The sequence below is a fragment of the Pontibaca methylaminivorans genome (assembly GCF_900156525.1).
Lineage (GTDB): Bacteria > Pseudomonadota > Alphaproteobacteria > Rhodobacterales > Rhodobacteraceae > Pontibaca > Pontibaca methylaminivorans.
The window spans coordinates 91778-117697 of record NZ_FTPS01000002.1 but is presented as its reverse complement, the minus strand read 5'-3'; the positions used below and the strand labels follow the sequence as shown (position 1 = coordinate 117697).

Here is a 25920-nt window from a genome sequence, read left to right as displayed (position 1 = left end):
CGGAAACCCGTTAGTTTAGTGAAAAAGTCGGGTAAAGAAGCCCGCTGCAAATAAAGCTGCAGCGTTACAATCTTGTAACAGCGCCCTGCCTATGGGGCCGTCGCCGTCACGAGTCCGGCGTTACGGATCCGGCATCGCGGCCGACGGCGCGGGACCATGGGACGCCGGGCCCGCGGCCTGCGGCAGGACGAAGGGCACCCATGGGCGCGGCGGCACCGAAACATGCAGGTCGCAGTCATAGGCATCGGACAGGATCCGGTCGGTCATGACCTCGCCCGGGCGCCCGGTGGCGGCAATGCACCCTTGTCGCATGACGGCGATCCGGTCGGCGAACATCGCGGTCAGGTTCAGGTCGTGCAGCACCGCGATGACCCCGCCGCCGGCGCGGGCGTAATCGCGGGCAAGCCCCATGATCAGAAGCTGATGGCGGATATCGAGGCTGGACACGGGCTCGTCCAGCAGCAGCCAGCGCGGCATGCCCTCCAGCACCGGCCGCCAGATCTGGCAGAGCACGCGGGCCAGTTGCACGCGTTGCTGCTCGCCGCCGGAAAGCTCCTGATAGTAGCGCCCGCCGAACCCGTCGAGATCGACGTGGCGCAACGCCCGCTCCGGCAGGTCGCGGGTCTCGGCGCTGCCCGCCCGCCCGGCGCTGAGGCCGAGCGCGACCACCTCGCGCACCGTATAGGGGAACGCGAGCACCCCCGATTGCGGCAGCACCGCGCGCATCTCTGCCGCCTGCCAGGGCGCCATGGCGTGCAGGTCGCGACCGTTGATGCGGATCCGGCCCCGGCTGGGCAGATCGCCGCAGACGGCCTTGATCAGGGTCGATTTGCCCGATCCGTTCGGCCCGACGATCGCGGTCACTTCGCCGGGCGTCGCGGTCAGGGCGATGTCCTGCAGGATCTCCCTGCCGCCGAGCGTGACGCCCAGGTTCTCGATCTCGATCATCAGGGCCTCACAGGTCGACCACGCTGCGCCGGCGCAGCAGGATCCACAGGAAGAACGGCGCGCCGACCAGTGCGGTGACGATGCCGATCGGCAGTTCGGCCGGGGCGACGATGCCGCGCGCGACCGAATCGGCCATGAGCAGCATGCTTGCCCCCAGCAGGGCCGAGGCCGGCAGCAGATAGCGGTTGTCCGGCCCGATCAGCAGCCGCAGCAGATGCGGCACGACGATGCCGACGAAACCGATGCTGCCGCTGACCGCGACGCAGGCGCCGGTGGCGGCGGCGACGGCGATGATGGTCGCGTTCTTGAGCCGCTGCACCGGAATGCCGAGGTGATGCGCCACCGCCTCGCCGAAGGCGAGCCCGTTCAGCCCGCGCGCAAGAAAGGGCATCGCGGCCAGCGCGGCGATCACGATCGGCGCGGACGCCGCGACCTTGGCCCAGGTGGCACCGGCCAGCGAGCCGAGCCCCCAGAAGGTCAGGTCGCGCAACTGCCGGCCGTCGGCATTGAAGATCAGCACCCCCATCACCGCCCCCGCCAGTGCCGCGAGCGCGATCCCGGCAAGCAGCATGGTCGCGACCGACGTCTGCCCGCGCCGGGTCGCGACATTGTAAAGCAGCAACGTCGAGGCCAGCCCGCCGGCGAAGGCGGCAAGCGGCAGCGTATAGCGCCCGAACAGCGCCGTCACCGGGCCAAGGAAGGTGCCGCCCAGAACGATGACCCCGACCGCGCCGAGCGCCGCCCCGGCCGAAACCCCGATCAGCCCCGGATCGGCAAGCGGGTTGCGGAACAGCCCCTGCATCGCCGCGCCGGAAACGGCAAGCGCCGCTCCGACCATGATGCCCAGCACCGCGCGCGGCAGGCGGATGTCATAGACGATCAGGCGGTCGTGGGCCGAAAGCCCGGTATCCTGCGCCGACAGCAGGTCGCGCGCCACCGCCAGCGCCGAGGCGTCCGAGGCGCCGTAGGACAGGCTGAACAGCAGCGCCGCGACCAGCATCAGGGCCAGCCCGACCATGGTGAGCCGCGCCCGCCGCGAGCGGTCGCCCTCGGGCGCGGCGTCTTTCATCCGCCGGGACAATCGCGGGAGGTGAAGCATCTCGGGGTCACTGCTCATCTTTCGGCCTGTCCTTTATGATCAGCGCCAGATCATGGATCGCCGCCGCCGTGCGCGGGCCGAAGCCGAGCAGATAGGTGCCGTCCATGCTGATGATCCGGCCCGCCTTGCCGGCCGGCGTGGCGGCGATCGCGGGCAGGGCGTGCAGTTCTTCCCCGGTCGCCAGGTCCGCCGCGTCCACTTCCATCGTCAGGATGATGTCGGGGGCGGCTGTGATCAGCGCCTCGTCGGTCAACTGCTTGTAGCCGGAATAGCCGGTGATCGCGTTCTCGGCCCCCGCCATCCTGATGATGCCGTCGGCCGCGGTGCCGGTGCCCGATGCCATGATCTTGCCCGCCTGCAGCGAAATCACGAAAAGGATGCGCGGCTGTTCCCCGCCGGCGGTCTCGGCCATCACGGCCCGGATATCGCGCTCGATCCGCTGCGCAAGGGATCCGGCCTTGTCCTCGACCCCGAGCGCGCTGCCCACGGCGCGGATCTTTTCAAGGATCCCGTCCAGATCGAAGGTTTCGGGGATTGTCACGATCGGGATATCCGCCTCGCGCAGCACGTCGATCGCCTCGGCCGGGCCGCTGCCTTCCAGCATGATGATGCCATCGGGGTCGACCGAGAGCGTGCCCTCGGGCGACAGCGCGCGCATGTAACCCACATCGGGCAGTTTCAGCGCATCCTCGGGATAGGTGCTGGTGGTATCACGGGCGACCAGGCGATCCTGTTCACCAAGCGCATAGATGATTTCGGTGATCGAGCCGCCGACCGAAAGGATGCGCGACGCATCGGACAGGTCGGCGGTGTCGGCGGCGGCACCCTGCAGGGGCTGGGCGAGCAGGCAGAGGGCAAAAGCCGCCCCCCGTCCGGTCCGTGTGGCGATGGATCGCATCATGTCATCCGGCCCCGCCTCATGCCGCCTGCGGATGGGGGCGCCGTTCCAGCGCATCGACGATGGCGCGCCATTCGGCGGGTTCGTCCTGACCGTTCCGGCGGGCGCCGAAGAACTGGATGACAAGGCGCCCCTGCGCATCATAGGCCTCGACCGAGGACAACTGCCCCTCGGCGATCGGCCGGCGCAGGGCCCAGACCTCGGCGATATGGTCGGTGCGCAGGTGCAGGTGGAATTTCGGATCCATCACGTTCAGCCACGGGCCCATCGGCCTTACGGTGCCGATCGGGCCGCCGTAGATCTGCGTGCAGCCGCGGCTGCCGACAAAACACATGGTCTCGGTCCCGCTGGCGGAAACCGCTGCGAGCACCCTGTCGATGGCGTCACCGGCGAGCGGCCAGGCGCAATCCTCGCCCACGCAATGCACCGCCACGCGGCGAGGGACGTTGATCTTCTGCAGGATGTCCCAGAACTGGTGCACATCCGTCATCCCGGTCCAGAGCTCGCGCAGGTCGTCGCGGCGGGCGAAATTGTCGACGGTGACGGCATCTTCGGGCGCGGGCGGGTAGGGGGCGGTGGAAACCGTCTGCGACTGGTCGGACGAGATCAGCCGCGTGACCAGGGCCTCGAAGGCGGCAAGGTCCGATTCCGGGCGCAGGTGGATCTTCTGCACCGCCTCGCCGGCGGGGTCGAAGAACTGCAGGCTGCGTTTCACCGTGTCATTGTCGCGCTTTTCGACCGCGAAACCATGTGCCCAGTGCTTGAAGAACAGGCGCAGGTTGATGTTGTCGCCAAAGGCGGCAGCGGCGCCGCCGCTCGACATGAACCGGCCGAAGGTGCCGATGGTTTCGTGCACTGCGCTGTCGTTGCGGGTCAGCGACATGACCTCGCCGAGCTTCGGCAGAAGGCCAAGCAGTTCCCGCGCGAAAGGCAGGATCCGGCGCGCGGTGAGGGGCCCCTCGGCACCGACATGGGCGGCGATGTAATCGGCCTCGGAAATGCCGAGATCGCGGGCGAAGTCGCGCTCTCGCATGTCGGGATTTTCCTGCCGCGCCTCGCGGATCTGTTCCGGTGCGGGTTTCCTGTCGTGGGTCATCTGCTTGGCTTTCTGCCCTGGGGCGTCCGAAGGGGATCGCCCGGTCAATCGGTCGCTGGCTGCGGCGCGGGGCCGTGGCTCGGGTTCGTGGTGTCGGTCCGGACCGCCCGGGGGCACTGGCGATGAGCGCCCCGATGCGGACAATGGCTGCCGGGGTCCGGGCAGGCTGTCCCCGCCGGCGCGGCCCCCTGTGGCTTTCGGTGCCGGCGAGGCGCTGGCACTGACGGATCGCGGAACGATAAGGCTTGACCGTTTCAGTCTGGCTGCCTAGTAACTGCGCCGACTGACTAAAACAGTCAAGTATAATCCTGCCACGTAAGACAGACCTGCCCAGCAAGCCCCGCCTCTCACGGCACCTGACGCCAGCCCGCAGCAAGAACCGTGCAGACATCGAAAGGGGAGCGGGCCATGGGGCCGAAAAGGTTGATTTTGACAGTGCTGCTTGGCGGCACGATGCTGGCTGCCGCGGGCATGCCGGACAGCGCGCGGGCGCAGGACGTGGCCGCCGCGAGCGAGGAACGCGACGAGGCGGGAGAACGGGAGAACACCGAGACCCGCCTCGGCCAGATCGTGGTGAGCGGCGAAGCCCCGCAGCGCGGTATCGCGGTGACTGTGCCGGCGGGCGAAAGCGTGATCGGCCAGGACACCATCCGCACCTTCGGCAATGACAAGCTTGACAGCGTGCTGCGCTCGACCCCCGGCACCTTCACCCGCGAAAATGCCCAGCAGCCGGGCGTCGCGGTCAATATCCGCGGTTTCGAGGGATCGGGGCGCGTTACCTCCACGGTGGACGGGGTGCGGCAGAACTTCCGCTTCACCGGGCACGAGGCCAGCGGGTTCACCTATGTCGATCCGGCCTTCCTGCGCTCGGTCGATGTGCGGCGCGGCGCGGTCACCACCGCCGGGGGCGGCGGTCTGGCCGGATCGGTCGGATACCGCACCATCGGCGTCGATGACGTGCTGTCCGAGGGGCAGGATCGGGGCATGATCGCGCGCATGCAGTGGGGCAGCAACGGGGCCGGCCCGTCCGAGATGATCGCCGGGGCGTTCCGCAGCGGCGGGGCGGGTTTCGTGATCGGCCTCAGCGGGCGGTCCTCGGACGATTACAAGAACGGCAACGGCCAGCGCGAGACCAGCACCGGGCAGGAGTTGCGATCGGGCCTGTTCAAGAGCGAATTCGAATTCGGCAATGGCCACCGGCTGAGCTTTGGCGGCCTTGTCTACCGCAACGAATTCGGGGCCAACTCCTACAACCAGCGGATCGACAACCGCACCTTCACCGCCGGTTACCGTTACGACCCCGCCGGTAACGCCGCCGTCGATCTGTCGGCCAATCTCTATTACAACGACCTTTCGATGGAATACCTGTCGCCGATCGACCCGGATTCGCCCTTTGCCTCGGCGGTCGGGCGCAGGATCAGGGACCGGGGCATCGGGTTCGATGTCTCGAACGTATCAACGGGGATGATCGGCGCTGTCGATGTCCGCTCGGAAAACGGCATCGAATATTTCCGCGACAAGGTGACGGCAGAGAACAGCGGCGTGAACCCGGCTGCCGGCCGGGCCGCGACCCGCGCGATCTTTACCGAGAACACCTTTACCTACGGGCGGTTCGATGTGATCGCGGCGCTGCGTTACGATCATTACAGCCTCGACGGGGCGGCGGATGCCGGGGGTGTCTTCGGGGCCTACCGGGTTGACCAGTCAAAGGGGCGGCTGAACCCGCGGCTGACGGTTGCCTGGCAGGCGACCGACTGGCTGCAGCCCTATATCACCTGGTCGCAGTCGATGCGCGCCCCGACCATTCAGGAAACCATGACCGGCGGCGACCATCCGGGCGGCACCTCGGCCGCGTTCCTGCCCAACCCGGACCTGCGCCCCGAGCGCCAGAGGGGATGGGAGCTCGGCGCCAATATCCAGCGCGACAACCTGTTCATGGCCGGTGACAGCCTCAGCGCCAAGATCGGCTTTTTCAGCATGGACATCACGGATTACGTCGCCGCGCGCGTAAATCCCGATTTCGGGCGCATGCAATATGTCAACCTGCCCGGCACGTCGCGGCAGCGGGGTGTCGAGATCGGCGCGGGCTATGATACGGGCAGCTTCTACATGGACCTGGCCTATACCCACACCGACAGCAAACTGCCGCCGCAGCAGCCGGGTCTGGGCGCGCTCAACAATCTGCCCGACGACATCGCCACCCTGACCGCCGGCACAAGGCTCCTGGACAGGCGGTTGCACCTTGGCGGACGGATCCATTACGTTTCCAACGACGTGGCGGCCTCGGGCGACATGCCTCCGGTGCTGGAGCGGACCTCGGGCTATACGCTGGTCGATGCCTTCGCGAGCTTCGAGTTCCGCGAGAATGCCGAGATCGGGCTCAGGATCACCAACCTGTTCGACCGCGCCTATACGCCGGCGCTCAGCACCTTCGGATCGGGGCAGGGGCGGACCGCCTATCTGACCGCGAACTTCCGCTTCTGACCGCCGTTATCATGTCGCCCGGCCGCAGGAGCCGGGCGGCGATCACCGATGCCGCGCGCATCCTCACGACCTGCGGACCAACACCCGCAGAGCCAGAAAAAGGGAACCGACGATGTATATTGCCATGAACCGTTTCAAGGTCCGCCCCGGATCCGAGGAGGAGTTCGAGAATATCTGGAAGAACCGCGAGACCCGCCTGCCCCAGATGAAGGGATTCAAGAGCTTTCATTTGCTGCGCGGCCCGCAGGAAGAGGGGCGCGACCATACGCTGTTTGCCTCGCACACGGTCTGGGAAAGCAAGGAGGATTTCATCGCCTGGACGAAATCGCAGAATTTCCGCGACAATCACCGCAGTTCGGGCTCGGGCAAGGTGCTGACCGACGGCCACCCGCAGTTCGAGGGTTTCTCCGTCGTCGAAGGCGCCTGACCGCGGCCATGGCGCCCCGGCCGTCCGGGTCCGCTCCAGCACGTGCCGGGTCGCGGGCGGGGTCAGGGCACCCATCGCCCCTGCCCCCGTCCGCCCTTCACGCCTTTCGCGTCACGCCCGCCCGAGACCCCAGAAGCCGATCTCGAGCCGAGTGGCATTGGCAAAATGCCGGCAGAGCACCGGCCAGCGCGGGAGCGATTGCGGATCGGTCCCCAGCCGGTCGGCCATCGCGCGGTCGATCAGCGCCCCGGTGTCGCGGCACAGCGTCTGGAATTCCTCACCGCCATAGGTCTCGATCCAGTCGCGATAGGGGGTCTCGCCGGCCTCGCGCAGCAGCCGTTCGCCGATTTCGCCATACCCCATGACGCAGGGCGCGAGCGCCGCCAGCAGGTCAAGGAAATCGCCCGAATAGCCGGCCTCGAGCACATAGCGGGTATAGGCCATGTTGGCGGGCGCTTCCTCCGCCGCCTCGAGTTCGGCGCGGCTGATGCCCTCGCCCTCGCAGATCTCGACATGCAGCGCCATTTCGAAATGCAGAAGCGCATGCACCGTGGCGCTGGCCGCCTGCATCTCGGCCAGGTTGCCGGCCTTGACCACGGCGAGCGACCAGGCGCGCGAGAAATGGATCAGAAACAGGTAATCCTGGCGCAGATAGGTCAGGAACGCGGCGCGGGGCAGGGTGCCGTCCTTCAGCCCCTCGACAAAGGGGTGATGGGTGTAGTCGTGCCAGAGATCGGGGCAATGGGCCCGCCATCGGGCAAAGCTCTGACCGTAATCGGGGGCGGTGTTCGTGATGGTCACGGGTCTTCTCCTGTGGAAACGGGCGGCGGGTCGGCCAGCAGGACGATCTCGCCATCCCAATGGGGGCGCAGCCGGTCGGCGGCGCGCCATGAACGCAGGCCCGAGCGGCAGGCAAGAACCGCGCGCTGGCCGGGAGCGGGAAAGGGGCCGGAGGGGCCGAAATCCTCGACCCTCATGCGGCGGGAACCGGGCGCGGCCGGGCAGGGGGCCTCGGCCTCGTCGCGCAGGTCGACCACGAAATCGCCCGTGCGCAGGTCGGATTTCGCGATGAAGCGGTGGCAGGGGCCCTCGGGTTCGGGCGCCGCGTCAAAGCGGAAAGCGGTGCTGCGGAAGCCCGGCATCTCGTGCCGGATCAGTTGGCCGAGCGGCGAGGGTTCGAGCCCGATCAGCAGGGCCAGCGCCATCTGCGCCTGGAGAAGCCCGAACATCGCGACCACCGGTCCCAGCACGCCCGAAGTGGCGCAGGTGGCCAGGTTCTCGGGCAGGTCGGGGAACACCGCGCGCAAGCTCGGCGCGCCGCCGCAAAACCCGCCGACATAGCCCGCAAGCCCCAGGACGGAGGCCGAGATCAGCGGCTTTCCCGCCGCCATGCAGCAATCCGAAAGCAGATAGCTCACCGCGAAACTGTCGGCGCAGTCAAGGACCAGATCGGCCCCCGCGACCAGCATCGGGGCATTGTCCGGCGTCAGCCACTCGAACAGCGGCACAAGGCGGGTCTGCGGGTTCAGCGCGCGGAGGACATCCGCCGCCGCCCGCACCTTGGCCCGCCCGACATGGGGGCCATAGATCGGCTGGCGGTGCAGGTTCGATTCCTCGACGATATCGGGGTCGATCAGGGTGATCCGCCCGATGCCCGCCCCGGCCAGGTATTGCACGACCGGCACGCCCAGCCCGCCCGCGCCCACCACCAGAAGATGCGCGCCCCGGATGCGGGCCTGACCCTCGCTGCCGATCTCGGGCAGGATCATCTGACGGGCATAGCGGTTCACGCCACCACCACCCGCAGCCATTCGCGCACGCGCGCCTCGGGGTCGGGGTTCAGCGTGATGTCGGTCACGACCGAGACCACATCCGCCCCCGCGGCAAAGGCTGGCGCGGCGCGTTCGGGGCGCAATCCGCCGATCGCGATCAGCGGCACATCGCCGATACGCGCCTTCCATTCGGTCAGCTTGCCGACGCCCTGACGGTGCCATTTCATCTTTTTCAGCACCGTCGGCCAGACCGGACCCAGGGCCACGTAATCGGGATCCAGCGCCAGCGCGCGGGACAGTTCCGCATCGTCATGGGTGGATATGCCCAGTTTCAGCCCCGCCGCGCGGATCGCGCCCGGGTCGGCCGCATCCAGATCCTCCTGCCCCAGATGGATCCAGTCGCAGCCCTCTTCGATGGCGATGCGCCAGTGATCGTTGACGATCAGGATCGCGCCGTGTTCGCGGCACAGATCGCGGGCGCGGATGATCTCGGCCCGGGTGTCGGGCTCGCTGCGGTCCTTTATGCGCAGTTGCACCAACCCGACGCCAAGAGGCAGCATCCGCACCAGCCAGTCGGCGGAATCGAAGATCGGGTAGAACCGCGGCAGCGTCATGCCAGATCCGCCATGCCGTCGAACGGGGTCGAGGGAACAGCCATCTCGCGCCGCTCCATCGGGCCGGACACCGCGGCCGCACGGCCCGCCCGGACCGCGCGCATCATCGCCTGCGCCATGGCGGCGGGATCGCCCGCGCGGGCGACGGCGGTGTTCAGCAGCACGGCGTCAAAGCCCATCTCCATCGCCCGGGCGGCCTGCGAGGGCAACCCGATGCCGGCATCAATGACCAGCGGCACATCCGCGAAATGCGCGCGCAGCAGGCGTAGCCCGGTCGGGTTGGCAAGGCCGATCCCGGTGCCGATCGGCGCACCCCATGGCATCAGCACCCGGCAGCCGGCATCAAGCAGTTGCTGACAGGCGGTCAGATCCTCGGTGCAATAGGGAAAGACCTCGAACCCCTCGTCATTCAGGATGCGTGCGGCTTGAATCGTGCCGAAGATGTCGGGATGCAGCGTGTCGGGATGGCCGATCACCTCCAGCTTGATCCAGGGGGTTTCAAAGACCTCGCGTGCCATATGGGCGGTGGTCACGGCCTCCTTCACCGAAAAGCAGCCGGCGGTATTGGGCAGGACGCGGACGCCCAGATCCTTGACGGTGTTCCAGAATTCCTGGCTGCCGCCCTTTTCGCGGCGCAGGCTGACGGTGGCGACTTCCGCGCCCGAGGCGCGGAAGGCTTCGGCCATCACCCGGGGCGAGGGATAGCGCGCCGTGCCCAGCATGAGCGGGTTGTCGATCCCGACCCCGTAAAAAACCGGCATGGCTCAGCCCCCCTGCATGGGGGCGACGACCTCGATCCGGTCGCCGTCGTGAATCGGCGTCGCGCCGCGCTGCGTGCGGGGCACGAAATCGCCGTTGCGGGCGGTGGCGATCCGCCCGTCGAACCCGCATTCCGCCAGCAGGTCGGCCAGGGTCGCGGCGCTTGTCCTGCGGGCCTCGCCGTTAAGGGTGATCTTCATCTCGATCCTCCGTTGATGATGTCGGGGATGCACCAGCGGCCCGCGCAATGGCCGGCCGGTCCGGCCGGGGCCGGGTGCGGGCGGCCCGGACATGCCGGTGCCGCAGCCGGACCAGGTGTCAGAGCCGGTGTCGGACGCGTTGCCCGAGTCTGTGATGAACATGCGATTGCAGTCACGTCGCCCCCATTTCGGCCGACGGATTTGTCGCGGGGGCTTTCCTGGGCGCAATACCGCCCTGCATCGTCAAGCTACCCGTTCCCTCCGCCGGCATGACCCGGATCAGGTTCGATGGGTCGGCCTGCGCCTCTCAGCCCCGGCAAGCGGGGCACCCCAACGAGTAAGTCCCCTCAGCCTAGTGCGCCGCCGGCCCCTTTGCAAGCCGGGCGCGCGGCCGGAGGGCGGGAACCTTCGCCACGGTCGCTTGTTCGGGATCCGAAAGGGGGCGCCGAAAGACGCGCCGCGGCGCGCAGATATTGCCCCGGTGCCGGGGACGGGGACCAGATATGGATGACGACGAGAAGAAGATCGAATTCAGCCGGGACAAGTCCGATCTTTCCGAGATGCGCACCGGATGGTCCGAAGACCGCGTCCTGCTGTCGAACGAGCGCACCTTCGGAAGCTGGATGCGGACCGGCATGTCATCGCTGGTCGTCGGGATCGGCCTGCAGGCGGTATTTCACAGCATGGAACCGGTCTGGATCGCCAAGATCGCGGCGAGCCTGTTCATCGCCATCGCCATAATGATTTTCCTGATTGCCGCCGTTCATGACAGCAGGGCGCAGCGGCGCATCAACGAACATGACGTCGAATCGATGCCGGCCGGCCGCATGTGGCTGATCGCCGTGACTCTGAGCGTTGCTTCGCTTCTTGTTGCCCTGATTCTGTGGCTGTCCTGAATGGCCCGTCCGGCCCGTCGGCGCGCGGGTTCATCCGGCACTGGCAGCCGCGCCGCCAAGAGCTAACTGATCCCCTCTCAACCGGAGCACCGAACATGATCAGGCCCACACCCGTTCTGCAATACTGGAAGCTCGGCTTCGCCTTCTGGCGAATGAATGCCGAGGCCCAGGCAATCATCATGATGCGCATGGCCGGAATGGCCGGGCTCTGGCAACTGGCGCCGGGAGAATCGGCGCGGATGGTCAGCGAAAAGCAGGAGGCTTTTGCCAGGTCGATGGTGCAGGCCGGAACTGCCGTGCTGCAGGGAAAGCGCCCGGATCAGGTCGCGAGTGCGGCGCTCGGCCCGCTGGGCCGCAAGACCTCCGGCAATTCGCGCCGCCTCGGCAGGGCGCTGCGGCGGCAGATGTTCTGACCCCCGCAGGGGCCGCCGGCGCAACGGCGCGCCGGCGGGCGCCGATCAGCGTTTTGCTTCCTCGCCACTCTCGTTGCGAAGCAGGTATTCGTTCGTGACCGCCTCCAGGTTCTCGGCCAGCCACTGCGCCATGGCCTCCTCCTGCCGCAGAATGGCCTCGAGCACCTCGACGGCGCGGGGGTCGTTCAGGCGCCGCGCCACGGCGATCAGGGCCTTGTAGCTGGCGATCTCCATCTGCTCGAACGCGTAGCTGAATATGCTGCCCTTGACGACTTCGTCGACGGCACCCGCACCGCCGATGCCCTGCGCAAAGGCCATCATGCGGCCCGTCACGTCCTTTATCGCCGAAGAATCGGTGTCATAGCTTTCGAGCAACCCGTCCAGCGCCCGCACCTGTTCTTCGGTTTCCGCGATATGCTGGTCGATCCGTGCGCGCAGTTCGGAATAGTGAACGAGATGCTCCACCTGCGTGCTCAGGAGGGAAAGCGCCTGTTTCTCGGCCGCGTGAGCATCGCGCAGCCACGCCAGGAAAATATCCTCTGTCGTCTTCATCGGTTCGTCCTTTCGGGTTGAGACCTCCTGAAATCGCCGGCACCCTGCTTTGTTCCCGCGCCGGACAGGGCGTTTTGTCCGCTGGTCCATGGACGGGCACGGCGGTGAACCTTATGACGTCCTGACGCGTTACCTTCCGCAAGGGCAGAACTGATCCGAGACAGGCCGCATCGGCTCCGCCGGACAGTCGGCTCGCAGGACAGATGAAACCCGAAGCGCCCGTCAGAACCGCCGGAACGGACAGTCAGATGCCCAAGAAAATGTGCGCAGCGTCCTGGCCGCCCGGTGATGGAGAAATGGCACGCCATATCCGCGCCTTCGACTGGACCGCGACGCCGCTCGGCCCGATCGAAACCTGGCCGCCGTATCTCAGGACCGCCGTGGACATCGTGCTTGGCTCGGGCCACGCGATGCAGCTTGCCTGGGGCCGCGAGCGGACGATGATCTACAACGATGCCTATGCCCCGATGCTGGGAGAGCGCCACCCCGCGGCGCTCGGGATCCCGTTCCGCGACGCATGGCCCGAGATCTGGGACGAGATCGAACCGCTTGTCACGCGGGTGTTCGCGGGCGAATCCCTGCGCTTCGAAGCCATGCCGCTGCTGATGACACGGCATGGCTATCCCGAGAACACCTGGTGGAATTTTTCCTATTCGCCGATCCGCGACGAGGAGGGGCGCGTCGCCGGCCTTCTGAATGTCACGGCGGATGCGACCGGCAGGATCTGCGCGGAGCGGGAAAGGGACAAGGCCGTGCGGTTGCAGTCGGCCCTGCTCGACGTGTTGCCCGTCGGTCTTGCGCTCACCGATACGGAAGGGCGGGTGATCCTGTCCAATCCCGAATGGGAGCGTTTCGTTCCCAACAAGCGGCTGTTGTCGCATGATTCGACCTCGGCCTCGCGCCGGCGCGGCTGGACCAGTGACGGCGAGCCGGTCGCGCCGGAGCATTTCCCGGGCGCGCGGGCCCTGCGCGGCGAGCGTTGCGTTCCCGGCATTGATTTCCTTCACACCGACCGGTCGGGCGCCGCGATCTGGACCAATGCCTCGGCCGTGCCGCTGCGCGATGCCGACGGAGAGATCGTCGGGGCGGTCTCCATCATCATGGATGTGGATGCGGAGACGCGGGCAAAGGATGCCCTGCGCCAGAGCGAGGCGCGCTTCCGCGCGCTGGCCACCGCCGGCGCCATTTCGGTCTATCGCATGAGCGCCGACTGGCATTTTCTGTATCAGCTCGAAAGCAGCGATTTTCTGTCACCGGTCACCGAACCCATCGCGGACTGGCGGGAACGCTACATCCTGGCCGAGGACCGGGACGAGCTGGAGGCGGCCATTGACGAGGCGATCCGCACCAGGTCGAAATTCGAGCTCGAGCATCGGGTGCGCATGGCCGACGGCCAGACCGGCTGGGTGCTTGCGCGTGCGATCCCGATCTTCGGGTGCGACGGAGAGATCACCGAGTGGCTCGGCACCGGCAGCAACATAACAAGGCGCAAGGTCGTGGAGGAGCAGCTTCGCGAGCGCGAGGCGCAGTTCCCCCAGTTCGCGGATGCCGCGCCCGGTGTCCTGTGGATCCGCGACGTGGACAGCCTGCGGACAATTTTGTCGAGCCGGGCATCGGCGGCGATCTATGGCTATGACGGCGCGGTGTTCGACAGGAGCCTGCGCTTCTGGCTGCGGATGGTCCTGCCCGAGGACCGCAAGCGGGTTCTGGACAACATCCGGCGCATTCGCGCGGGCGCCCTCGTCGAACATGAATTCCGCATCCGGCGTGCCGATACCGGGGATCTGCGGTGGATCCGGAATGTGGATTTCCCGCTGGTGGACAGCGCCGGAAATGTCTGGGCGCTGGCTGGCATCGGCCTGGATGTGACCGCGGCGAAGCAGGCGAACGAACGTCAGCAGATGCTGGTGGCCGAACTCCAGCACCGCACCCGCAACCTCATGACCATCGTTCATGCGCTGGCCGACCGGATCGGGCGGGACAGCACCGACCTGGCCGATTTCCGCACCCGTTTCGGCGACTGGCTGAGTGCCCTTGCGCGCATCCACGGCCTTCTGTCCCGGCTGGAAAGCGGCAGCCGGATCACCTTTGACGAACTGATCCGGGCGGAGCTCGACGCCATGAGCGCCGACATGGGCCGGACGACCCTGTCGGGTCCGGGCAATGTTCGCCTGCGTTCGTCGACGGTGCAGACCCTGGCGCTGGCGTTGCATGAACTCGCGACCAACGCGGTCAAATACGGCGCATTGGGCCAGGCGCCGGGGCGGCTTGCCATTACCTGGTCGCTGGAGCCGAAAGCGAGCGGATCGCCCTGGCTGCATATCGACTGGCGCGAAAGTGGCGTGGTCATGCCCTCCGGCCTGCCGAATGGCGCCGGCAAGGGGCGCGATCTGATCACCGGGGCGCTGCCCTATCAACTGGGCGCGCGCACCAGCCATGTGCTCACCCCCGACGGCGTGCATTGCAAAATCTCGATCCCGGTCTCGGCCAGCACGCTGCAGGCGGTCGCGCCGTCCTGAGCACGGGGCCCGGACGGTCGCCCGATCACGTCAGTCCTGCCGGGCCCGCTGCTTGCGAGCCGCCTGCCGTTCCCCGCTCTCGCAAAGGCCGACCAGCGCATCGAGAAGCTGCTCGATCCCGAAAGGCTTTTCCAGAACCGGAGTTCCACGGTAACTCCGCGGCAGGCTCGCGCGGTCATAGCCGGTCGCAAAGAGGAACGGGATCTTCCGGGTGTTCAGTATCTCGGCCAATGCGTAGACGTCTTCACCGCCGAGATTGATGTCGAGAACCGCGGCGTCGATCGGCTCCCCGTCCAGCGCGATCCGCCCGGCCGCGACGGATGGGCAGGGGCCGGCCAGTCGCGCGCCGGCCTTCACAAGCGCCTGTTCGAGATCCTCGGCCTGGAAATATTCGTCTTCGACCACGAGAATCGTCTTGCCGGCAAGGGGGAGACAGATATCCGAACTCATGGGTCGCTCCGATATGGTGACTCCGGGCGACCATATCGCAGTTCCGCGCACCTGTCATGAAGTCTTGACGACACGGATTTCCCGCTGTCCCCGCCCGCGCGCGGCCCGGGGGCAGGTCGGAACCCGCAGGCGCGGCTCAGTACCGGGCGCGTTCGTCCGCGACATCCGAGGCGCTGACCGCATCGGCATGGTTCGACCAGGCGCTGCGCACGAAGGTGGCCAGCGCGGCGATGTCCTCGTCGTTCAGCCGCCGGGCATAGGCCGGCATGGCCAGCCGCATCGGCATGCGGGCGGTCGCGGGCATCTCGTCGCCGTAAAGGATCATCTGCAGCAGACCACCGGGGGCCGCGTCGGTCACCACCGGGTTGCCGTCGAGTTCGGGAAAGACCCGCGGCGCGCCCTTGCCGTCGATCATGTGGCAGGCCGAGCAGTTGTCGAGATAGAGCCGCGCGCCAGGATCGAGCCCTGCCGGATCCGCCCGGGCCAGCATGGTCGTCGTCCCGCCGGCCTCCGCCGCCGTCCAGATCCGGTCGGCATCGCGTTCGGGCGCGGGCGGGGGCGCATCGCCGCCGCCGTTCGGCGCCAGCGACCGCAGATAGGCCACCATCGCGTCGATGTCGCTTTCGGGCAGGTGCTGGAGCGAATGGCGGATGACCAGCGTCATCTCTCCGGCCGTGGCGTTGTGGTCGTTGCGACCGTCGCGCAGATAGGCCTTGAGGTTCTCGGCCGACCAGCGCGCGGGCGCGCCGTCCTCGCCCCGCAGCGCCGGGGCCGGCCAGCCTTCGAGCACGCCCCCCATCAGGAAATCGGGGTCGGCCGCCGAATATCCCTTTTCCACATACAGGAGATTGCGCTCGGTATGGCAGGCGCCGCAATGTTCGGGCCCCTCGACCAGATAGGCGCCGCGCGCAAGGACGGGGTCATCGGGCGGCGCAAAACCGGGATCGGGCATCGCCAGCCATTTCCAGGCGCGCACCCCGAAGCGCAGGTTGAAGGGAAACGTCATCTCCGCCTTGCGGGTGCCGGCGCGCACGGGTTTCACCTCTTCGGTGAAATAGGTGTAAAGCGCCCGGATGTCGCGTTCCGCCAGTTTGCGGAAACTCGCATATGGCATTGCCGGATAAAGATGCGCTCCGTCGGCGCGGATGCCGTCCACCACCGCGGCACGGAACTGGTCGAGGCTGTAATCACCGATCCCCGTATCGCGGTCCGGCGTGATATTGGCGGAATAGATGGTGCCGAACGGGGTATTGAAGGCACGCCCGCCGGCAAAGGGCGCGCCGTCCGGGGCCGTGTGGCAGGCGGCGCAATCGGCGGCAAGGGCGGCAAGGTGGGGATAATCGGCATCCGCCATCTCGGGCCAGGCCATGCTGTCATCCGCCACCGCCAGTTCTTCCGGCGCCGTCCGCCGCAGCGGCCAGAAGACGAACAGGGCCAGCGCAAGGGCGCCAAGCACGGCCAGGGCAAGGATGACGCGCAGCCAGGTTCGCATGGTCTATCCCCTCATCATCGGCCGCGGATTGCGGATATAGTCGCGCAGCGCCTCGGCCATCCAGTAGGTCAGCGCCCCGACCGCGCCGGTCGGATTGAACTGGATGTTCTGCGGAAAGGCCGACGCCCCCGAGACCCAGACATTGGGCACGTCCCAGCTTTGCAGATAGCGGTTGACGACGCTGGTCGCCGGATCGGTCCCCATCACCGCGCCGCCGACGTTATGCGTGGTCTGATAGGGGCGGATGTCGTAATGGCTGTCCTCGTCCTTGTAGGACGAATTGAAGCTGTCGGATTCCATCGCCTGCGCCAGTGCCTCGGTCCGGCGCTGCATGAAACGGGTCATGCGGATGTCGTTTGGCTTCCAGTCGAAGGTCATCCGCAAAAGCGGCCGGCCGAACGGGTCGCGATAGGTCGGATCCAGATCCAGATAGCAGTCGCGATAGCTCATGTTCGAGCCGTGGCTGCCGATGTTCAGCGCTTTGCCGTACCACTTGCCGACCGCCTGTTTCCACTCCGCGCCCCAGGCCGGCGTGTCCTCGGGCAGGGGCATGGAGCGGATCGGCTGCCCGTTGGTGAGGCCGACGCTGATATAGCTGCCGCCGATGAAGCCCTCGCGCGCAAAGTCGATCTGTTCGATCCCGTAATCGAGCACGCATGTGCCCTCGATGCCGGCGCCGACGAAGGGCTTGAACTGCGCATCCGAAAAGAAGGCGTCGGTGCCGCCCATCATCTGATAGGCATAGTTGCGCCCGACCACGCCGCTGCCGCGCGCCGGATCATAGGGTTCGCCGATGCCCGACAGCAGCAGAAGGTGCACGTTGTGGATCGGAAAGGCGCAGATCAGCACCAGATCGGCCGGCTGGAAGATTTCCTCGTGGTTCTCGTCAAGATAGGTGACCCCGGTCGCGGTCTTGCCGTCGCTCGAAAGCTCGACCTTCATCACGTTGGCCTCGGTGCGCACCTCGACATTGGGGCGCTGATAAAGCGCATCCAGCACGCAGGTCTGCGGCGAGGCCTTGGAATAGTTGTAGCAGCCATACCATTCGCAGAATCCGCAATAGGTGCACGGGCCAAGCTGCATGCCGTATTCGTTGACATAGGCGCGCGAGGCGTTGCCGCCGGAGCGGGGAAAGGGATGCAATCCCATGTCCTCGGCCGCCTTGTGGAACCGGCGCGAGGCACTGGCCTGCGGCAGCGGCGGCAGCGGGTATTCGGCGCTGCGGGGCGCCTCGAAGGGGTTGCCGCCGGCGCGGATCTCGCCCTTGATGTTGCCGGCGATGCCGGTGCAGCCGATCAGCCGCTCCCAGCGGTCGAAATGCGGCTCGAGCTCCTCGTAGGTGACGCCCCAGTCCTGGATCTGCATGTCGTCGGGGATGATGTCGGCGCCGAAGGTTTCGGTCACATAGCTGCGCAGACGCAACTCCGCCGCCTCTGGGCGCCAGTTCTGGCCGTTCCAGTGCACGCCGGCGCCGCCGACCCCGATGCCCGGCAGGAACGATCCGAGCCGGCGGTAGGGCAGGGCCCTCTGCCCGGTCGAATGGCGCATCGTCAGCGTCGACTCATGGGGGCGCTGCATCAGCTTGAAATAATGCGCATGGGTGAGTTCGTCGGTGTTCTCGGGATAGCGGAAATCGTTGACGGTGCGCCGCATCGGCCCGCGTTCGAGCGCCACGATGTCGAGCCCCTCCTTCGCCAGTTCCATGGCCAGGATCGAACCGGTCCAGCCCAGCCCGACAATGGCCACATCCTTCTTCGGCAGTTTGCGTGCCATCATGCGCGGTCTCCGTTGATGGATACGGGGCCGAGCGGATAGGGCTCGGCGTCGCGGGCCGGGTTGGTCCAGCTGAGGAAATTGGCACGCGCACCGGGATAGCCGATATAGCTCCAGGCGAGCATGCCGCGGTTGCCGCCGTGACGCGGATCCGAGAAATAGCCCTGCTTGGTGCTGGTCAGCAGGAAATCGGGAAAATCGCGCAACTCGGGCGGCAGGCCGGTCTTCTCGTCCATGAGCGCCCCCAGGGCCTTGTTGCGATCCTCCGCACCCAGTTCGGCAAAGGCGGCGCCGTGCTGATCGCGGCACCAGTCGTCGAAATGGGACAGCCCGCCCCGGATGATCTCGGCCAGGGTCAGCGGCGACTGAAACCCGAGATTGGGGTCGGCGTCCGGATGGTGCGGCCCTTCCATGTACCACCATTCGCTTTGCCCCCAGAAACCCGCCATCTGGCGGTCGATGAAAACCGGCACGCCCGCCTCGAGCGCCCCGGGCCCATCCCCGTCGGCGGGGATAAAGACGTCAACGATGGCAATGAGAAGCGCCCATTCCTGCGGCCCGAAGAAGGTCGGCGTGACCTGATCGAGCGGCACCTCGTTGCGGGTGTCGCGGGCGAGCGCGGGAACCGCCGCGGCGGCCAGCGTCGTACCCCCGAGCGCGGCGCCAAGCAGCCCGCGCCGGGTGATCTCTCCCCAAGCCGGCGCATCCGGGTGGCGGGCCATGGAATCGGGGCTGGATGCTGCTGCGCATTGTTTTCTTGCGCGTTTTTCGGTGGTCATGTCTGTCCCTTTCGCAGCCGGGCACACCGGGCCAACGGATTCACGCAGGGATTGTTCCGACCGAATTTTTTCGGCCCTCCGCGCGGGGCGGGTAACGGGCCGGGGAAACCGGCGCGCTCCCTTCGCCCCGGCATGCGCCGCGGGGCCGCCGCAAACAGTCGATCGGCGCAGGAACATTCGCGCCGCCTTCCGGTTCATAGGGACCGATATCATGGAGGCGGAAACTCATGGCACGCGAAACGGAAACTCCCGGTAACGATCCGCAGAAGGCCGACGACAAGGAACAGCCCAAGGGTCAGACCGGGCTGCAATCCGCGTCGAAGGACGACACCGACAAGGACAGGGACAGGGACAAGGACAGGGACAAGCAGCCGATACGGCAGAGCGCCGGCAAGGCCGCCACGGCGAACGACCGGCCCGGCCAGAAACCCGATGACCGCGACCAGTCCGGCGAAAGCGAATCGGAAACCGACGGTTTTGCCGAACTGCGGGAGCAGAACAAGAAGGCGCGCTCTCTGGTCGGAGAGGCCGAAAAGCTGAACAAGGACGACAAGGCCCCCGATCTGCGCCGCCGCATGGCGCAGCAATGGGCCTATAACGCCGAGACCTTCAACGAACTCTACGAGGCGGCCTGCGATGCCGGCCTCGACGATTTCGGCCCGCTCTCGGAAACAGCGGTCGAAGCCGATCTGGTCACCTTCCTGCTGAACCATTCCGAGGACGAACTGGAGGGGCCGCTCGAACTCGCCCGGGTGCGGGTGGCGGCACGCTGCATCAAGGAGATCGTCGAGCGCCAGGAAAAGCAGCGCACCGGGATTCTGGCCAAGGCCAGGTCGGCCGGAGTGGAATCGGACGAACTGGGCGAGCGCATCGAGGACTGCATCGAGGATATTTCGGACCAGCGCGGGCGCTATAGGCCCCGGCTGCACCATCTCGCCGGGCGCGGACGCGCGCGCTATGGCGACGAGGGGCGGGAACGCGACGAACGGGAAGGGCGCGGGCGCCCCCGGCGCCTTGACGGCGACCGCCGCGGCGATCCGCGCTTTCACGACGGCCGCGACCGTTATGCGCCCGATGTCGAGGCGCAGCGCCCCTACCGGCAGGAACACCGCGACCCGCCCGGCCGCGGACGCTATCGCGACGATCACGAACCGGTGCGGGGACGGCGCGTCTTTGGCACCGGTTATGATCCCTACGGCCATGACGACCCGCTGCCGCATGAGGACTGGGGCATGGATCGCGGTTTCCTCGGCGCGCGGGACCGCGACGGCGACGACGACCGGCGCGGCTATCGCAACGAGCGCGACGACGACCGTCGCGACATGCGCCCGGACGTGCGCCGTGAGCGCCGCGCCGCGCCGCGGCCACCCCGCGACCGCGACGACGATTTCGGGGATCCCTATCGCGGCCCCCGGCGCGGTCCGGGACGGCCCGAAGGCGGCCCCGTGGGTTCGCGCTATTACGACGACGAGGGTGAACGCGGCGGGCGGCCGGGCCGCTTTGGCGGCGGGCGTGGCGGGCCGGACTATTCGCGCCGCTATCGCGACGAGGACGATGACGACCGTCCCGGGCGCTATGGCGGGCACGACGAGGGCCCCCGCCGCCGCCGCTGACCGCCGGGTGAGCCCGTGACCCGCGGGTGATCCGCGACGGCGGGCGCACCCGGGGCCGGGTCCGACCCGGCCTTGGGCGCGCCCGTGCCGACGCCAGATCCACGAGGAAAATCATGTTTCATTTCAGGAACGCCCCCCGGGCGCAGAGGGAAGTTGCGCCTGCGATTGCGGCCTGCCCCGCGATCCTGCTGGCCGGCGGACAGGGGACGCGGCTTCATGAGCTGACCCTCAATGAATGCAAACCGGCGGTCCGTTTCGGCCACGGGGCATGTCTTGCCGATTTTTCGCTGAGCAATGCCTGTCATTCGGGCATCCGCCACGTCATCGCCGCGACGCAGTACTGTTCCGACCACCTGCATCGTCATCTGGCCCGGGTGTGGCGTCCGGTTTTCGAGCGGGCGGGCGGGAGCATCGCGCTGCGGCACGGGCCGAGCATAACCGGCGATGCCGCGGGCTATGCGGGCACGGCGGCGGCGGTTGCGGAAAACATCGCCTGGCTGGATGCCCATGCGCCGACCGATGTGCTGATCCTCGCGGCCGATCACGTCTACCGGATGGATTACTCCGCGCTGCTGGAGACCCATCGCGACAGCGGCGCGGAACTGACCGTGGCGGCGGCCGCCGTTCCGCGCCGCGAGGCCGGCGCGTTCGGCATCATCGACACCGGCCCCGGCGGCACCATCACCGGCTTTCTGGAGAAACCGGCCGATCCGCCGCCCATGCCGGGAGAGCGCGACCATTCGCTGGCCAGCATGGGCGTATATATATTCCGCTGGGCCGCGCTGCGCCGGGCCCTGCTTGCGGATCGCGATGCGGCCGGGTCGCGCCACGATTTCGGCTTCGACATCATCCCGGGCCTTGTCGCGCGCGGGCAGGCGGTGGTGCATCTGCTCGGCAGCCCGGTGCCGGACGAGGCACCGTACTGGCGCGATGTCGGCACGCTCGACAGCTATCGCGCGACCCATCTCGACCTGCTGGCGCCCGATTCGGTCCTGCGGCGCACCGAGCGGCGCTGGCCCACGGTGCCCGCTGCGGAAAACGCCCGGATCTGGTCGGGCGCCGGCCGCCCCGCGCGCGAGGGCTGGCGGGATTCATTCGTCCCGGCACATGCCGCGGTCGGCCGGGACGTCCGGATCCGCGATTCGGTGCTGGCGCAGGGCGCGCAGGTCGGCGCGGGCGCCCGGCTGCGGAATTGCATCCTGGGCGCGGGGGTGCGCATCGCGCCCGGAACCGTGATCGGCGAAGACCCCGAAGAGGACGCGCGCTGGTTCCGCCGCGACGCGGGCGGGACGATCCTCGTCACCGCCGCGATGCTCGAGCGGCGCCGGGAAAACCGCCCCGTGGCGCGATAAGGGCGGCAGAAAGGAAAGCGCACCCGGAAACCGCCGGCCGGTCTGTTCGTTTCATGGACAGGCCCCCGGACGGGCCACCCACATCAGCACGAGGTCCGCCGATGGATGAAAAGCCCGCAAACAAGCAACCCCGCCCCGGAAAGGCGCAGAGGCCGGACCGCTTTCAGGGCGAAGCCCCCCCGGAATCGGGCGCCCTTGCCGATCTGGAGGCCCGGTCCATGCTGGCGCGGGCCCGGGCCGCCGCGCGTGCCTATGGCGGAACGTCGCGGATGTGGCTCCAGCCCCATGCGCAGGCGCGGCCCCGGATGGCCGCGGCCATGGCGCCGGTCTGGATCACCACCTATCCGGCGGCGACCATCACCCCGGAGGGATCCTCGGTGCTGGCGACGCTCGGCGACGAACGGCTCTGGCAGGCGCTTTCGCGCATCGGCATCCGCGCCATCCATATCGGCCCGACCAAGCGCGCCGGCGGGCTCGAACGGGGGCGGTTCACCCCGACCGTGGACGGGCATTTCGACCGCATCGGCTTTGACATAGACCCCGATTTCGGCACCGATCAGGAATTCGTCGCGCTCAGCACCATGGCGGCGGCGCATAACGCGGTGGTGATCGACGACGTGGTGCCCGCCCATACCGGGCGCGGCCCCGATTTCCACCTCGCCTGCATGCGCTACAAGGACTATGCGGGGCTTTACCACATGGTCGAGATCCCGCCCGAGGACTGGGGCCTCCTGCCCGAGGTTGCGCCGGGGCGCGACTCCGTCAACCTGCCGCCGGAAGCGGTCGAACTGCTGGCGGCACGGGGTTACATCGTCGGGCCCCTGCAGCGGGTGATCTTTTTCGAGCCGGGCGTCAAGGAAACCGACTGGAGCGCCACCCCGGCCGTGCGCGGCTGCGACGGGATCGAGCGCCGCTGGGTGTATCTGCATTACTTCAAGGAAGGGCAGCCCGCGCTGAACTGGCTCGACCCGTCGTTTGCCGCCGAACAGATGGTGGTGGGTGATGCGCTGCATTCGCTCGACCGGATGGGCGCGCGGGGCCTGCGCCTCGATGCGAACGGGTTTCTCGGGATCGAGCGGCGCGAGGACGGCACCGTCTGGTCCGAAGGGCACCCGCTGGCGCTGGTGGCAAACAACCTGCTGGCGGGCATGATCCGCAAGGCCGGCGGCTTCAGCTTTCAGGAACTCAATCTGACGGTGGACGACATCAAGGCCATGTCCGGCAGCGGTGCGGACCTGTCCTATGATTTCATCACCCGGCCGGCCTATCATCACGCGCTGGCCTCGGGCGATACGGCTTTCCTGCGGATGATGCTGCGGCTCGTGCATGAATACGGCATCGACCCGGGGTCGCTGGTCCATGCGCTGCAGAACCATGACGAGCTGACGCTCGAGCTTGTGCATTTCTGGACCCTGCACGGAAGCGACATGTTCACGCTGGGCGAGCACACCTGGCAGGGGCGCACCCTGCGCAACCATATCCGCGAATTCATGTATGCGACGCTGAGCGGCGCCGACACGCCCTATAACCTGCGCTTCGTCACCAACGGGATCGCCGGCACCACGGCCAGCCTGATCGCCGCCGCGCTTGGCTTTGGCAGCATCTCCGCGCTCGACGAGACGCGGGTCGAGACGATCCGCCGCGCCCATCTGCTGCTGGCGATGTACAACGCGCTCCAGCCGGGGGTGTTCGCGCTCTCGGCCTGGGATCTGGTCGGAGCCCTGCCGCTCGACCCCGAGGAGGTGGAGCCGCTGCTGGCCGATGGCGACACCCGCTGGATCCTGCGCGGCGCCTATGACCTGACCGGTGCGGTTCCCGGCGCGACCCGCTCGGCCGCCGGGCTGCCGCGGGCGCGGGCGCTCTATGGCCCGATCACGGCGCAGCTTGACGACCCCGACAGTTTCGTCAGCCGCCTGCGCAAGCTGCTTGCGGTGCGCGACACCTACGGGCTGGCCGTGAGCCAGCAGATCGAGATTCCCGACGTGGACAGCGCCGGGCTGCTGGTGATGGTGCATGAACTTCCCGATCAGGGCGGCATCCAGATCACGGCGCTGAACTTCGGGCGCGAACCGGTGGAAGAGGTGGTGCGGCTTGGCGCGCCCCATGCCGGGCCGGTGTTCGACATGATCGCCGAAACGGTCGAGCAGACCATCGAGGACGGGCTGCTGCCGCTGCGGCTCGCGCCGCTCGCGGGCTGTTCCCTGCGCATCGCGCCGCCGCTTCCTGTCCTCTGAACCACCATCTGCAGAGGGCTGCGCGTCCGGCGAACGACGGAACAAAGCCGTCAACCATCTGTTGAGTACGTGGACAACTCTGGATCAGCGCGCGAGGGGATTTCATGGCAGCACAGCAGGAACGGACATGCGATGTCGCCGTCATCGGGGCCGGAACGGCGGGAATCATCGCCGAAAAACGCGCGCGGGCGGCCGGGGCGGAGACGCTCCTGATCGACGCGACATTTTCCGGGACCACCTGTGCCGATGTGGGCTGCATGCCCTCGAAACTGCTGATCGCCGCGGCGGATGTGGCCTTCGGCGTGAGCGAGGCCGAATGTTTCGGCATCACCGCCACGTCCCGGATCGACGGCGCCGCGGTGATGCAGCGGCTGCGCCGCCACCGCGACCGTTTCGTGCAGGGCGTCAGGAGCGGGTTTTCGCGCCTGCCCGAGGGAACCTGCCTGCGCGGCCGCGCGCGGTTCACGGGCCCCGACACGCTGGAGCTGGACGACGGCACCCGCATCAGGGCCCGCGCCATTGTCATCGCCACCGGGTCGGAGCCGGCGGTGCCGAAGCCGTTCCGGGCGCTCGGTGCCCGGGTGCTGACCAATCGCAACCTGTTTGACCTGCCCGACCTGCCGGAGTCGGTCGGGGTGATCGGTGCGGGCGCGGTCGGGATCGAGCTTGCACAGGCGCTCGCGCGGCTTGGCGTGCGGGTCGAGGTCTTCGACGCCGGGCGCACTCTCGCCGGCCTGCCCGAGGGCGTGAGCGCCGAGCTTTGCCGGATCCTGTCGCGCGAATTCGCGATCCACCAGGAGACCGAGCCCCGCGCCGAGCCGGACGGCGAGGGCTTGCGCCTGATCCGGGAGGGCGGCAGCGCCCGGTTCGATCGCCTTCTGGTGGCCGCCGGGCGGCCGCCGCAGCTTGACGCGCTCGACCTGGAAAAGGCCGGGCTCGATCTTGACGACAAGGGCATTCCCCGGTTCGACCCGCAGACCCTGCAATGCGGCGAACAGCCGATCTTCATCGCCGGCGACGCCAACCACGAACGCCCCTTGCTGCACGAAGCGGCGGACGAGGGGGCGATTGCCGGCGAGAACGCGGCGCGGTTTCCCGATCTTGCAAAACTGAAGCGCCCGGTGCCGATGGCGATCACCTTCTGCCGCCCCGATGCCGCCGTGATCGGCACGCTTCCCACCGAGGACAACGGGCTCGTGACCGGCTGCGCCGATTACGCCCGTCAGGGCCGGGCGCGGGTGATGGGGCGCGCTCAGGGCATCTGCGAGATCTACGCGGACCGCGACGGCGGGCGCCTGCGCGGCGCGGCGCTTTGCGCGCCACATGGCGAACATCTGGCCCATGAGCTGGCCTGGGCCATCAGTTGCGGGCTGAGCGCCAGCGAGATGCTCGACCTGCCGTTCTATCACCCGACGCTGGAAGAGGGGCTGAAACCCGCCCTGCGCCAGATCTGCGAACTTGCCGCGACATCGCAGGGGCAGAGGGCAGGGGGCGACATCCTGCCGGGAGACCAGTGTTGACCCGGACCGGACAGAGAGGGCGCCTCGGCG

23 protein-coding genes and 1 riboswitch are annotated in these 25920 nt (G+C 67.8%); of the genes, 9 read left to right on the top strand and 14 right to left on the bottom strand.

All coding sequences use genetic code 11. The features are described 5' to 3' along the window. Positions 1 to 120: 120 nt before the first annotated feature. Genes B0B01_RS11905 through B0B01_RS11890 form a run of 4 tightly spaced genes read right to left on the bottom strand, consistent with a single transcriptional unit; the run spans position 121 to position 4041 of the window. A complete protein-coding gene (locus B0B01_RS11905; protein WP_076650277.1) occupies positions 121 to 948 on the bottom strand; it encodes a heme ABC transporter ATP-binding protein in 828 nt (275 codons plus the stop codon). 7 nt (positions 949 to 955) lie between these two features. After that, positions 956 to 2017 (bottom strand): FecCD family ABC transporter permease, encoded by a 1062-nt coding sequence (locus B0B01_RS11900; RefSeq protein WP_200805455.1) that lies wholly within the window; start codon positions 2015 to 2017, stop codon positions 956 to 958. 37 nt (positions 2018 to 2054) lie between these two features. Further along, positions 2055 to 2948, bottom strand: coding sequence for a heme/hemin ABC transporter substrate-binding protein (locus tag B0B01_RS11895; protein WP_076650333.1), 894 nt, complete (start codon positions 2946 to 2948; stop codon positions 2055 to 2057). Between the two features lie 16 nt (positions 2949 to 2964). Next, complete coding sequence (locus B0B01_RS11890; RefSeq protein ID WP_076650276.1) at positions 2965 to 4041, bottom strand: hemin-degrading factor; 1077 nt, start codon at positions 4039 to 4041, stop codon at positions 2965 to 2967. Positions 4042 to 4449: 408 nt separating this feature from the next. On the opposite strand from B0B01_RS11890, the gene B0B01_RS11885 reads away from it, so the two are divergent. Further along, complete coding sequence (locus B0B01_RS11885) at positions 4450 to 6525, top strand: TonB-dependent receptor domain-containing protein (protein ID WP_083946331.1); 2076 nt, start codon at positions 4450 to 4452, stop codon at positions 6523 to 6525. A 112-nt stretch (positions 6526 to 6637) separates the two neighbouring features. Beyond that, positions 6638 to 6952, top strand: coding sequence for an antibiotic biosynthesis monooxygenase family protein (locus tag B0B01_RS11880; protein ID WP_076650275.1), 315 nt, complete (start codon positions 6638 to 6640; stop codon positions 6950 to 6952). 111 nt (positions 6953 to 7063) lie between these two features. Here B0B01_RS11880 and tenA read toward each other — a convergent pair whose 3' ends face one another. Genes tenA through thiS form a run of 5 tightly spaced genes read right to left on the bottom strand, consistent with a single transcriptional unit; the run spans position 7064 to position 10297 of the window. Beyond that, the gene (gene tenA / locus B0B01_RS11875) at positions 7064 to 7747 is read right to left on the bottom strand and encodes a thiaminase II (protein WP_076650331.1); all 684 of its coding nucleotides are present in this window, start codon (positions 7745 to 7747) and stop codon (positions 7064 to 7066) included. Positions 7748 to 7749: 2 nt separating this feature from the next. Then, positions 7750 to 8763 (bottom strand): HesA/MoeB/ThiF family protein, encoded by a 1014-nt coding sequence (locus B0B01_RS11870; RefSeq protein WP_234967798.1) that lies wholly within the window; start codon positions 8761 to 8763, stop codon positions 7750 to 7752. Continuing rightward, a complete protein-coding gene (locus B0B01_RS11865) occupies positions 8739 to 9338 on the bottom strand; it encodes a thiamine phosphate synthase (RefSeq protein WP_076650274.1) in 600 nt (199 codons plus the stop codon). Before B0B01_RS11865 ends, B0B01_RS11870 begins: the two co-directional genes overlap by 25 nt. Then, positions 9335 to 10099: a thiazole synthase gene (locus B0B01_RS11860; RefSeq protein ID WP_076650273.1), complete on the bottom strand. Its 765-nt coding sequence runs from the start codon at positions 10097 to 10099 to the stop codon at positions 9335 to 9337. Before B0B01_RS11860 ends, B0B01_RS11865 begins: the two co-directional genes overlap by 4 nt. A gap of 3 nt (positions 10100 to 10102) precedes the next feature. Then, a complete protein-coding gene (gene thiS / locus B0B01_RS11855) occupies positions 10103 to 10297 on the bottom strand; it encodes a sulfur carrier protein ThiS (RefSeq protein ID WP_076650329.1) in 195 nt (64 codons plus the stop codon). Between the two features lie 239 nt (positions 10298 to 10536). Further along, positions 10537 to 10640: riboswitch (TPP riboswitch) on the bottom strand. A gap of 160 nt (positions 10641 to 10800) precedes the next feature. Between thiS and B0B01_RS11850 the strand changes: the two genes are divergently transcribed. Then, entirely contained in the window at positions 10801 to 11193 is a 393-nt protein-coding gene (locus tag B0B01_RS11850) for a YidH family protein (protein ID WP_076650272.1), read from the top strand. A 95-nt stretch (positions 11194 to 11288) separates the two neighbouring features. Then, positions 11289 to 11606: a hypothetical protein gene (locus tag B0B01_RS11845; protein WP_076650271.1), complete on the top strand. Its 318-nt coding sequence runs from the start codon at positions 11289 to 11291 to the stop codon at positions 11604 to 11606. 45 nt (positions 11607 to 11651) lie between these two features. Here B0B01_RS11845 and B0B01_RS11840 read toward each other — a convergent pair whose 3' ends face one another. Further along, positions 11652 to 12158, bottom strand: a complete 507-nt coding sequence (locus tag B0B01_RS11840) for a ferritin-like domain-containing protein (RefSeq protein WP_076650270.1) — start codon at positions 12156 to 12158, stop codon at positions 11652 to 11654. A 296-nt stretch (positions 12159 to 12454) separates the two neighbouring features. Between B0B01_RS11840 and B0B01_RS11835 the strand changes: the two genes are divergently transcribed. Further along, the gene (locus B0B01_RS11835) at positions 12455 to 14677 is read left to right on the top strand and encodes a PAS domain-containing protein (protein ID WP_076650269.1); all 2223 of its coding nucleotides are present in this window, start codon (positions 12455 to 12457) and stop codon (positions 14675 to 14677) included. 30 nt (positions 14678 to 14707) lie between these two features. On the opposite strand, the gene B0B01_RS11830 is transcribed toward B0B01_RS11835, so the two are convergent. The 4 genes from B0B01_RS11830 to B0B01_RS11815 form a co-directional block, all read right to left on the bottom strand. Beyond that, on the bottom strand, positions 14708 to 15127 hold the full coding sequence (locus B0B01_RS11830) for a response regulator (RefSeq protein ID WP_076650268.1): 420 nt from the start codon (positions 15125 to 15127) through the stop codon (positions 14708 to 14710). A gap of 136 nt (positions 15128 to 15263) precedes the next feature. Then, complete coding sequence (locus B0B01_RS11825; protein WP_076650267.1) at positions 15264 to 16619, bottom strand: cytochrome c; 1356 nt, start codon at positions 16617 to 16619, stop codon at positions 15264 to 15266. Positions 16620 to 16622: 3 nt separating this feature from the next. Further along, entirely contained in the window at positions 16623 to 18395 is a 1773-nt protein-coding gene (locus B0B01_RS11820; RefSeq protein ID WP_234967797.1) for a GMC family oxidoreductase, read from the bottom strand. After that, a complete protein-coding gene (locus tag B0B01_RS11815) occupies positions 18392 to 19171 on the bottom strand; it encodes a gluconate 2-dehydrogenase subunit 3 family protein (protein WP_234967796.1) in 780 nt (259 codons plus the stop codon). Before B0B01_RS11815 ends, B0B01_RS11820 begins: the two co-directional genes overlap by 4 nt. 227 nt (positions 19172 to 19398) lie before the next feature. On the opposite strand from B0B01_RS11815, the gene B0B01_RS11810 reads away from it, so the two are divergent. From B0B01_RS11810 to B0B01_RS11795, 4 genes are all read left to right on the top strand, one after another. Further along, positions 19399 to 20784, top strand: a complete 1386-nt coding sequence (locus tag B0B01_RS11810; RefSeq protein WP_076650265.1) for a hypothetical protein — start codon at positions 19399 to 19401, stop codon at positions 20782 to 20784. A 113-nt stretch (positions 20785 to 20897) separates the two neighbouring features. Next, positions 20898 to 22136, top strand: coding sequence for a sugar phosphate nucleotidyltransferase (locus tag B0B01_RS11805; protein ID WP_083946325.1), 1239 nt, complete (start codon positions 20898 to 20900; stop codon positions 22134 to 22136). A 101-nt stretch (positions 22137 to 22237) separates the two neighbouring features. Further along, positions 22238 to 24370: a maltose alpha-D-glucosyltransferase gene (treS, locus tag B0B01_RS11800; protein ID WP_083946323.1), complete on the top strand. Its 2133-nt coding sequence runs from the start codon at positions 22238 to 22240 to the stop codon at positions 24368 to 24370. A 104-nt stretch (positions 24371 to 24474) separates the two neighbouring features. Beyond that, a complete protein-coding gene (locus tag B0B01_RS11795; RefSeq protein ID WP_076650264.1) occupies positions 24475 to 25890 on the top strand; it encodes a dihydrolipoyl dehydrogenase in 1416 nt (471 codons plus the stop codon). Positions 25891 to 25920: the final 30 nt, after the last annotated feature.